This is a genomic window from Nocardia sp. NPDC003482 (assembly GCF_053588115.1).
The window spans coordinates 25,015-33,420 of record NZ_JBSFPI010000044.1; the positions used below are offsets into that span (position 1 = coordinate 25,015).

The 8,406-nt window shown below is 70.3% G+C and carries 10 protein-coding genes; 7 read left to right on the top strand and 3 right to left on the bottom strand.

From position 1 onward, the window contains the following. The first annotated feature begins 18 nt into the window (after nt 1-18). Both ACWDSJ_RS36745 and ACWDSJ_RS36750 read left to right on the top strand, forming a co-directional pair. Entirely contained in the window at nt 19-1,434 is a 1,416-nt protein-coding gene (locus ACWDSJ_RS36745) for a serine hydrolase domain-containing protein (protein ID WP_450037431.1), read from the top strand. Nucleotides 1,435-1,458: 24 nt separating this feature from the next. Beyond that, nucleotides 1,459-2,190 (top strand): MerR family transcriptional regulator, encoded by a 732-nt coding sequence (locus ACWDSJ_RS36750; RefSeq protein WP_387356787.1) that lies wholly within the window; start codon nt 1,459-1,461, stop codon nt 2,188-2,190. Between the two features lie 88 nt (nt 2,191-2,278). Here the strand turns inward: ACWDSJ_RS36750 and ACWDSJ_RS36755 are convergent, their stop codons facing one another. Then, nucleotides 2,279-3,589 (bottom strand): DUF2254 domain-containing protein, encoded by a 1,311-nt coding sequence (locus tag ACWDSJ_RS36755; RefSeq protein WP_450037432.1) that lies wholly within the window; start codon nt 3,587-3,589, stop codon nt 2,279-2,281. Between the two features lie 23 nt (nt 3,590-3,612). Beyond that, the gene (locus ACWDSJ_RS36760) at nt 3,613-3,927 is read right to left on the bottom strand and encodes a DMT family transporter (protein ID WP_387356791.1); all 315 of its coding nucleotides are present in this window, start codon (nt 3,925-3,927) and stop codon (nt 3,613-3,615) included. 54 nt (nt 3,928-3,981) lie between these two features. Between ACWDSJ_RS36760 and ACWDSJ_RS36765 the strand changes: the two genes are divergently transcribed. From ACWDSJ_RS36765 to ruvB, 5 genes are all read left to right on the top strand, one after another. After that, nucleotides 3,982-4,491 (top strand): O-acetyl-ADP-ribose deacetylase, encoded by a 510-nt coding sequence (locus tag ACWDSJ_RS36765; protein ID WP_450037433.1) that lies wholly within the window; start codon nt 3,982-3,984, stop codon nt 4,489-4,491. A 36-nt stretch (nt 4,492-4,527) separates the two neighbouring features. After that, a complete protein-coding gene (locus ACWDSJ_RS36770; RefSeq protein ID WP_450037434.1) occupies nt 4,528-4,989 on the top strand; it encodes an acyl-CoA thioesterase in 462 nt (153 codons plus the stop codon). A 272-nt stretch (nt 4,990-5,261) separates the two neighbouring features. Beyond that, complete coding sequence (gene ruvC, locus ACWDSJ_RS36775) at nt 5,262-5,831, top strand: crossover junction endodeoxyribonuclease RuvC (protein ID WP_387356797.1); 570 nt, start codon at nt 5,262-5,264, stop codon at nt 5,829-5,831. Then, the gene (gene ruvA, locus ACWDSJ_RS36780; RefSeq protein WP_450037436.1) at nt 5,828-6,433 is read left to right on the top strand and encodes a Holliday junction branch migration protein RuvA; all 606 of its coding nucleotides are present in this window, start codon (nt 5,828-5,830) and stop codon (nt 6,431-6,433) included. The genes ruvC and ruvA overlap by 4 nt, the downstream gene beginning before the upstream one ends. A gap of 6 nt (nt 6,434-6,439) precedes the next feature. Beyond that, nucleotides 6,440-7,525, top strand: coding sequence for a Holliday junction branch migration DNA helicase RuvB (gene ruvB / locus ACWDSJ_RS36785; RefSeq protein ID WP_450037438.1), 1,086 nt, complete (start codon nt 6,440-6,442; stop codon nt 7,523-7,525). Nucleotides 7,526-7,677: 152 nt separating this feature from the next. Here ruvB and ACWDSJ_RS36790 read toward each other — a convergent pair whose 3' ends face one another. Continuing rightward, nucleotides 7,678-8,238, bottom strand: a complete 561-nt coding sequence (locus ACWDSJ_RS36790) for a DivIVA domain-containing protein (protein WP_450037439.1) — start codon at nt 8,236-8,238, stop codon at nt 7,678-7,680. Nucleotides 8,239-8,406 lie beyond the last annotated feature (168 nt).

An 8,406-nucleotide genomic window follows, 5' to 3' on the forward strand; every position in this document is an offset into this window, starting at 1 on the left:
CCTCCGAGAGGAAAACCCATGTCCCACAGCACGATTGGCGACCAGCTCCGTGGCCAGATCGCCGAATTCTGCGCCACCACCGGCGTCCCCGGCTACGTCGCGGGCGTCCACCACGGCGAGGACCGGGTCGTCGTGGCCCACGGAATCGCCAATGTCGCCACCGCCGCACCCATGCGCGCCGACACCGGCTTCCTCATCGGCTCGATCACCAAGATGCTCACCACCACCTTGGTCCTGCGGCAGGTCGAGCGCGGCACAATCGACCTCGACGCGCCCGTGCGCACGTACCTGCCGGAGTTCGACCTCGCGACTCCCGGTGTGGCCGAACGCATTACGATCCGCCACCTGCTCACCCACACCAACGGCATCGACGCCGACCTGTACTTCCCGTCCGGCGAGGGCCCGGGCGCGGTGCGGACCTTCGTCGACGGACTGCCCGGTGCGGTGGGCGCGCTGTTCGAGCCGGGGGAGCACACCAGTTACTCCAATGGCGGCATGATCGTCGCGGGCCGCGTGCTCGAGGCCGTCACCGGGACGTCCTATCACGACCTGCTGCACCGGGAGTTGTTCGATCCGATCGGCATGACGGGCGCCTGCACCAGCGCCGAGCAGGCGATTCTGCGCGACACCGCGGTCGGGCACTTCCCGGATACGGAGACGGGACGGGCCCGGCGCACCGCGTTGTTCAAACTTCCCGACACCTGGGCCCCGGCGGGCGCGTCGGTGACCGCGACGATCGACGATCTTCTGGCCTTCGGGCGGACCCACCTCGCCGGGGGCGTCGCGCCGACCGGCACGCGGGTGCTGAGCGCGGAATCGGTCGCCCGCATGGCCGAGCGGGCGACCACGACCCCGCACATCACCCCGGTCGGGCTGGGCTGGCTGCTCATGTCCTTCGGGGATCTCACCCTGCTGTCGCATTCGGGGTCCTCGGCGGGCGGGGTCGCCGTGCTGATCGTCGCGCCCGAGCACGATCTGGTCTTCGCCGCGTTCGGAAACGACCCGCGCGCACTGGATTTGCACGATCGGATCCTGCTGTGGCTCGTGCGCGAACGGTTCGGGGCCGAGGTTCCGGTGCCGGTCGCCGACCCGGGCGCGGTGACCGATCTGTCCCGCTACGTGGGCGTCTACCGATCGAATCAGTTGCGCGTCGAGGTGCGGGAGGTGGACGGCCAGCTGGAGGAGACGATCACCTACGAGCCGTCGGACGCGGATCAGGAACGGATCTTCACCGCCTTCGCGGGCGGCTTCCTCGACGCCCCGCCCCAGCGCTACGTGCCCGTCGGGCCCGACGTCTTCGCCCCCGCCGGAATGCCCCCGGCGGCCCTCGCGGGATACTCACGCCAGCTGCTGATCTCCTACCACGGCGGCGACGCCTCGGCCGCGGCACTGCGCTGCGCGGGCGGCCGCATGAGCCGCCGCGTCCCGGCCTGACCGCGCGAACGAGAGGAATGCGACGTGATCACCATCGGCCAGCTCGCCGCCTACGCCGGGGTGACCATCAAGACCATCCGGCACTACCACGAGCGCGGCCTGCTCCCCGAACCCGAACGCGACGCGTCCGGCTACCGCCGCTACGGCGCGGCGGAGGCCGTCACCCTGGTCAAGATCCGCACCCTCGCCGAGGCCGGGGTGCCGCTGGCCCGGGTGGGTGAGTTGCTCGACGCCGGACCGGACGAATTCGCCGCGGCGATCGACCAAATCGACGACGATCTGCGCCGCCGCATCCGAGAACTGCGGCGCAGCCGCGAACGGGTGGCCCAATTACGCGGTGGCACAAGGCTGTTCGTGTCCGCGGAGGTCGCCGACTATCTGGATCGGTTGCGGGAGTTGGGCATCAGCGAGCGCACCATCGCCGCCGAGCGCGACGGCTGGATCCTGATGCAGGCCACCGCGCCCGCCGAGGCGCGAAAGTGGTTGTCCGACAAGCTGATCGCGCTGGAAGATCCGGAATTCCGTGCCCTCTACCGCGACCACGATGCGGCCTTCGACTGGTCGCCCGACGACCCCAGGCTGCCCGAACTCGCCGATCGCACCCTCGCGTGGTCCACCCGGCACGGCACCGAATCCGGCCCGCCCGGCGATCCGCGCCTGGCTCGGCTGGCGGCCGAGGCGCCCACCGCCTCGTCCCCGGCCTGGGATCGCATCGGCGCTCTGGTCGCGGCGCGGCTGCGGTCGAAGACGGGGTGACGGGCTCGCGCCCCTCGCCTTTCTCCCGCTCGGGTCCGCATCCGCCTGCTCCCACCGGAATTCGAAACCCCGAGCGGCACACCACGATTCAACCCCGGGCGAAATCCTCGTGGAAGGCGCGGCAGCGGCGCAGGACGTCCTCGCGGTCGGCGGGTTCGGGGATCTCGGGGACGGCACGCTCGATCATCGCGGCCTGTTCGAGGACGACGCGGCGGCGGTCCGGGTCGGTGGTGCGGTCGGCGATCTGGGTTAGGGCGTCGAGCTGGCGGATCATGATCGCCGGTGCGCCGCGGCCGGATTGGCGGATCTTCTCGAACGCGCGCTGCACCAGCCGCTCGTAGGTGACCTGGGTCGCGATCACCCGGACGTAGCCGTCGCGGTCGCGGCGCACCGGATCGGGCCGCCACGACGCCGCGATGCGAGACAGGCAGTCGCCCAACCAGTCCACGCAGGTCAACACCGTGAACGTGTCATTGGTGGTGGTGGCCATCGCGCGCAACCCGATCTCCACGATCTGATCGATGCCGAACGACACGTCCTGCACGAGGGTCCGCATCGCGCCGGTGACGTGGCCGTGGGCGAAGCGATCACCGATCCGTTCGGCCGCGTCCGCGGGCCACACCGTCGCCACCACCTGACCCTCGGTGAGGAAATGACCGGGCCGGTACGGCAGATGGATGACCGCGTTCTCCTCGGCCGCCAGCCGGACCAACTGCTCGTAGCGGATGTATTGCAGATAGCCGCTGCTCGTGGTGCGCACCTCGCCGCCGGATTCGGCGAGCCGCGCGCGGATCTGCTCCACCGACGGGCCGCGCTCGGTCACCGGGGGCGTGGTGTCCTGATTCGCCGCGACCGCCGAATTCACCTCGCAGGCGATATCGGCGATCACATTGGGCAGTTGGATCTGCCCGGCGATGTGATTGATGAAGTAGATCAACATCGCCAGATCGACCACCAGCGAGGCGATCGACACCGTCGCGCAGATGTGCGGCACGAACTCCGGCCCGATGGCCACCAGCGCCGCCACCGCGTAGACGAAGGTCGCCACAAAGGTACCGAGGGTGAGCTGGGTGCCCCGATCGCGAATGAAGTTGCGCAACATGCGCGGACCGAACTGGGTCGAGGCGAGGGTCAACGCCACGATCGTGATCGAGAAGACCACCCCGACCACGGTGATGTCGGCGGCAGCGATGGCGGTGAGCACCTGCCGCGCGGCGTCGGGCGTCCCGCCGAGCACCCAGCCGGGCATGTCGTAGTGGTGGTTGAAGGCGTAGCGGTCCAGCCCGAGTGTGACCGCGAACAACGCCACCGCCACCAGCACTTCCAGCGTGGGCACGAACCACAGATTGGTCCGCAACCGCTCACGCCAGCGATCCACTTCCAGGGAGATACCGCGCACGAGCGCGAACCTACACCGGATGATCACCGAAAGATCTTCAGTCCGATCACGCCCGCGATGATCAGCAGCAGGCAGCCGATCCGCGGCACGCTGGTCGACTCGCCGAGCCAGATCATGCCGATCAGGGCCGTGCCCACCGCGCCGATGCCGACCCACACCGCGTAGCCGGTGCCCACGGGGATCTCGCGCAACGCCAGGCCGAGGCCGACCATGCTCAGGGTCAGCGCGATCGCGAACACCACGCTGGGGACCGGTTTGGTGAACGCGTGTGACTTCTCGAGCGCGACGGCCCACACCGTTTCCATGAATCCCGACACGATCAGCAGAATCCAGGCCATGGACTCACCGTAGGGGACCGGTCCGCGACTTCCCGGCATCGGCACAATGGGGGCATGGCCGAACTCGTACTGGTCCGCGGCGACATCACCGAACAGGAGGTGGACGCGGTGGTCAACGCGGCGAATTCGACCCTGCTCGGCGGGGGCGGGGTGGACGGGGCGATCCATCGCAAGGGTGGGCCGGAGATTCTGGCCGCCTGCCGGGAACTGCGGGCAACCGAATATCCCGACGGGCTGCCCACCGGGAAGGCCGTGGCCACACCGGCGGGAAAGCTGCCCGCCCGCTGGGTGATTCACACCGTCGGGCCGGTGTACTCCGCACGCGAGGACCGGTCCGCGCTGCTCGCCTCGTGTTATCGCGAATCCTTGCGGGTGGCGGACGAATTGGGGGCGCGGACCGTCGCGTTCCCGGCCGTGTCCACCGGCGTGTACGGGTGGCCGATGGACGACGGGGCACGGCTGGCGATCGAGACCGCGCGCGCCGCCGACACCGCGGTCGAGCAGATCCGCTTCGTGCTGTTCTCCGCCGACGCCTACGACGCCTTCGCCGCTCACCTGCGCTGAGGCGAACTTGTCGGTGCCGTCTGCCAGAGTGTGGCGGTGGCGCTTACGCAAGAACCCTTTTCGCTCCGGATCGATGTGCGGATCTCCGACGTCGATCCCCAACTGCATGTCACCGGATCCGCCTATCAGCAGTACGCCGACCACGCCCGGTTCGAATGTGTTCAGGCCGCGGGCATTTCGGTGGACGACCTGCTCGCCGACGGCTTCGGCCCCGTCAATCTGGAGACGACCATCCGCTACCACCGCGAACTCCGCGCGGGCGACAGCGTCGACGTCACCTGCTCGTGGATCTGGTCCCCAGGCAAGACCTTTCGCGTAGAGCACGTCCTCACCCGCGCCGACGGCGAACTGTCCGCCACCGTGGACCACCTCAGCGGCCTGATGGACCTCCGCACCCGCCGCCTGGTGAGCGACCCCGGCGCCGAATGGGCCCGCCGCGCCGCCGACCCCACCCTCCTCGGCCTCCCCGCCAACCACCCGGCCACCCAGCGCGGGTAGCGCGAATCGGCCCGCCGGCCATCGGATTCGAGCGGCGGCCAGGCGATTCGACCCGCCGACCATGGATTCGGGCGATATACGCCCGCCCTGCCGTGTCCACGGTCAACCCCTCGAACGCGGCCCCCGGCACACTGGCGACCACCGCGGTGGGCATGTTCCGCTGGCCGGAGCGAATGTGCCGGGCGGACAGCCCATACCGTGTCGGTGGCCGAGGTGGGCGGCTCGGGCCGTTAGACTTCGAACAACTGTTCGCGACTCGGAGGGGTGCTTTCGTGCGGGTGATGGGTGTCGACCCGGGGCTCACCCGGTGCGGGATCAGCATCGTCGACGGTGGGGTCGGGCGGCAGGTGACCGCCGTGGCCGTCGACGTGGTCCGCACCCCGGCGGAGATGGATCTGGCGCAGCGGTTGCTGGGGGTGGCCGACGCGGCCGAGGAGTGGATGGACACCCATCGGCCCGAGGCCGTCGCCGTCGAACGGGTCTTCGCCCAGCACAATGTGCGGACCGCGATGGGCACCGCGCAGGCCGGGGGAGTGGTGGCGCTGGCCGCCGCGCGGCGCGGAATCCCGGTTCACTTCCACACGCCCAGTCAGGTCAAGGCGGCGGTCACCGGGAACGGGTCCGCGGACAAGGCTCAGGTGACCGCGATGGTCACCCGTATCCTGGGCCTGGCCACGGCGCCCAAACCGGCCGACGCCGCCGACGCGCTCGCGCTGGCGATCTGTCACTGCTGGCGGGCGCCGATGCTCGACCGCATGGCCCGCGCGGAGGAGCTCGCCGCCGAACAGCGGCGACGCTACGCGGAACGGCTTGCCCAGCAACGGAAGGCGGTGACGAAATGATCGCGTCGGTACGCGGTGAGGTGCTCGAGATCGGGCTCGACCACGCGGTGCTCGAGGCCGCGGGCGTCGGCTACCGGCTCAACGCCACCCCCTCCACGCTGGCCGCCCTCACCCGCGGCGAGGAGGCGCGGCTGTACACGGCGATGATCGTGCGCGAGGACTCGATGACCCTCTACGGCTTCGCCGACACCGAGGCGCGCGAGCTGTTCGGCCTGTTGCAGACCGTGTCGGGAGTCGGCCCGCGGCTGGCCATGGCCGTGCTCGCGGTGCTCGAACCCGAGGCCCTGCGCAAGGCGCTCGCCGAGAGCAATGTCGCCGCGCTCACCCGCGTCCCCGGCATCGGCAAACGCGGGGCCGAGCGCATGGTGGTCGAACTGCGCGACAAGGTCAATCTCGTTCCGGTGCAATCGGGTCCGTCCGGCGCGGGGCCCGCCCCGATCGTCACCCCGGTGCGCGATCAGGTCATCGAGGCGCTCATCGGACTGGGCTTCCCCGCCAAACAGGCCGAACCCGCCGTCGACGGCGTGCTCGCCGAGCAACCCGACCTCGACACGTCCAAGGCGCTGCGCGCGGCGCTGGGCCTGCTGGGCAAGAACCGGTAACGGCGGATGAGCGACGAGTTCCCCGACGAGCCCGAATCCACCGTCAGCCCAAGTTATCTGCGCTCCGACGGCGAGATCGAGGCGAGCCTGCGGCCGAAATCGCTGGACGACTTCATCGGTCAGCCCCGCGTGCGCGAACAGCTCGCGCTCGTGCTGCGCGGCGCGAAACAGCGCGGCGGCACCCCCGACCACGTGCTGCTGTCCGGGCCGCCCGGCCTGGGCAAGACGAGTATGGCCATGATCATCGCCGCCGAACTCGGGTCCGCGCTGCGCATCACCTCCGGCCCCGCGCTGGAGCGGGCGGGCGATCTCGCGGCCATGCTCAGCAATCTCGTCGAGGGCGATGTGCTGTTCATCGACGAGATCCACCGCATGGCCCGGCCCGCCGAGGAGATGCTGTACCTGGCGATGGAGGACTTCCGGGTCGATGTGGTGGTCGGCAAGGGCCCCGGGGCGACCTCGATTCCGTTGGACATCGCGCCGTTCACCCTGGTCGGGGCGACCACCCGGTCGGGTGCGCTCACCGGCCCGCTGCGCGACCGCTTCGGCTTCACCGGGCACATGGACTTCTACGAACCCGATGAGCTGCAACGCATTCTGCACCGCTCGGCCCGCATCCTCGGCGTCACCCTCGAGGACGACGCCGCGGCCGAGATCGCCGGACGCTCCCGCGGCACCCCGCGCATCGCCAATCGCCTGCTGCGCCGCGTGCGGGACTACGCCGAGGTCCGCGCCGACGGCATCGTCACCCGGGAGGTCGCCGGAGCCGCCCTCGCCGTCTACGACGTCGACGGCCTCGGCCTGGACCGCCTCGACCGCGCGGTGCTCGCCGCGCTGGTCCGCAGCTTCGGTGGCGGCCCGGTCGGCGTATCGACGCTCGCGGTCGCGGTCGGCGAGGAGGCCACCACGGTCGAGGAGGTGTGCGAACCGTTCCTCGTCCGCGCGGGCATGATCGCCCGGACCCCGCGCGGCCGAGTCGCGACGGCCGCGGCCTGGGAACATCTGGGCCTGGTCCCGCCGCCGGATCTGGTGTTCGGATCGATCGAGGTGCGGGGGCGCGAATCGCACCCCACCCTGGACCTTTTCGAGTGAGGTTCGGGGGCTGGTGCCCGACTCTCAGCGGGCCGTGGTCACTTCGAGCGCGCAGCGAACCACGCCCGTCCATCGCTGCCTCGTAACCTTATGCGGGCGACGGGCTTCCGACCGGCTGTCGCCTCGTCAGTGGGCGGCGACACGACTCACCCTCAGCGGGCCGTTGCCTCCTCGGCGCGCAGTGTGCGGGCTACGACATCTACGAACGAATCGACTTCCTCGATGCCGTAGGCGGCCGAACCCGGGTGGGCCAGGCCGAATCGGACGCTGTCCAGTTCGCGGCTGGTGAGGCTGGCGGGGCCGGTGTGGGCCAGCGTGGTGGTGACGTGGTCGAGGAAGACGTCCACCTCGTCCGCGGCGTAACCCGGTCGGTTCGGGTGTGGTGGGGAGAAGCGCAGGGCGCGAACGTCTTCCGGGGCCAGGAGTGCGCCGGGGGAGCGCGGGGTCAGGCCGCGGCGGGCGAATTCCAGTGCCACACAGGCGCGGTCGAGGAAGTCGTCCACCTCGTCGCGATCGTAACCGCGGTGACCCCGTGCCGCCGTGGGGAATTCGTGGTCGCGGATCTGAGCGGCGGTCAGCGTCGTGCGGCCGAGGAACGCCTGGGCGACACGCTCGCGGAACGCGTCCACCGCCGCGACGTCGTAGCCGCGCTGACCGAACGGCGCCCGGCCGAACCGGGTCCGCCGCACCTCGTCGGGAGTCACGCCGGACATTCTCGCAACCTCCCCGCGACCGATCCAGCCGCACCCCTTGTTCGGATCCGCACCCGTTTCGTAGCCCTGCAAGGGGTGCGGATTCGAATAAAGACATCCCAGGGGCTTGGAGGTCAAGCAGCAGTGGCTTGTTCGGTGTATGTGGGCCATGCGGCCGCTTCGTCGTAG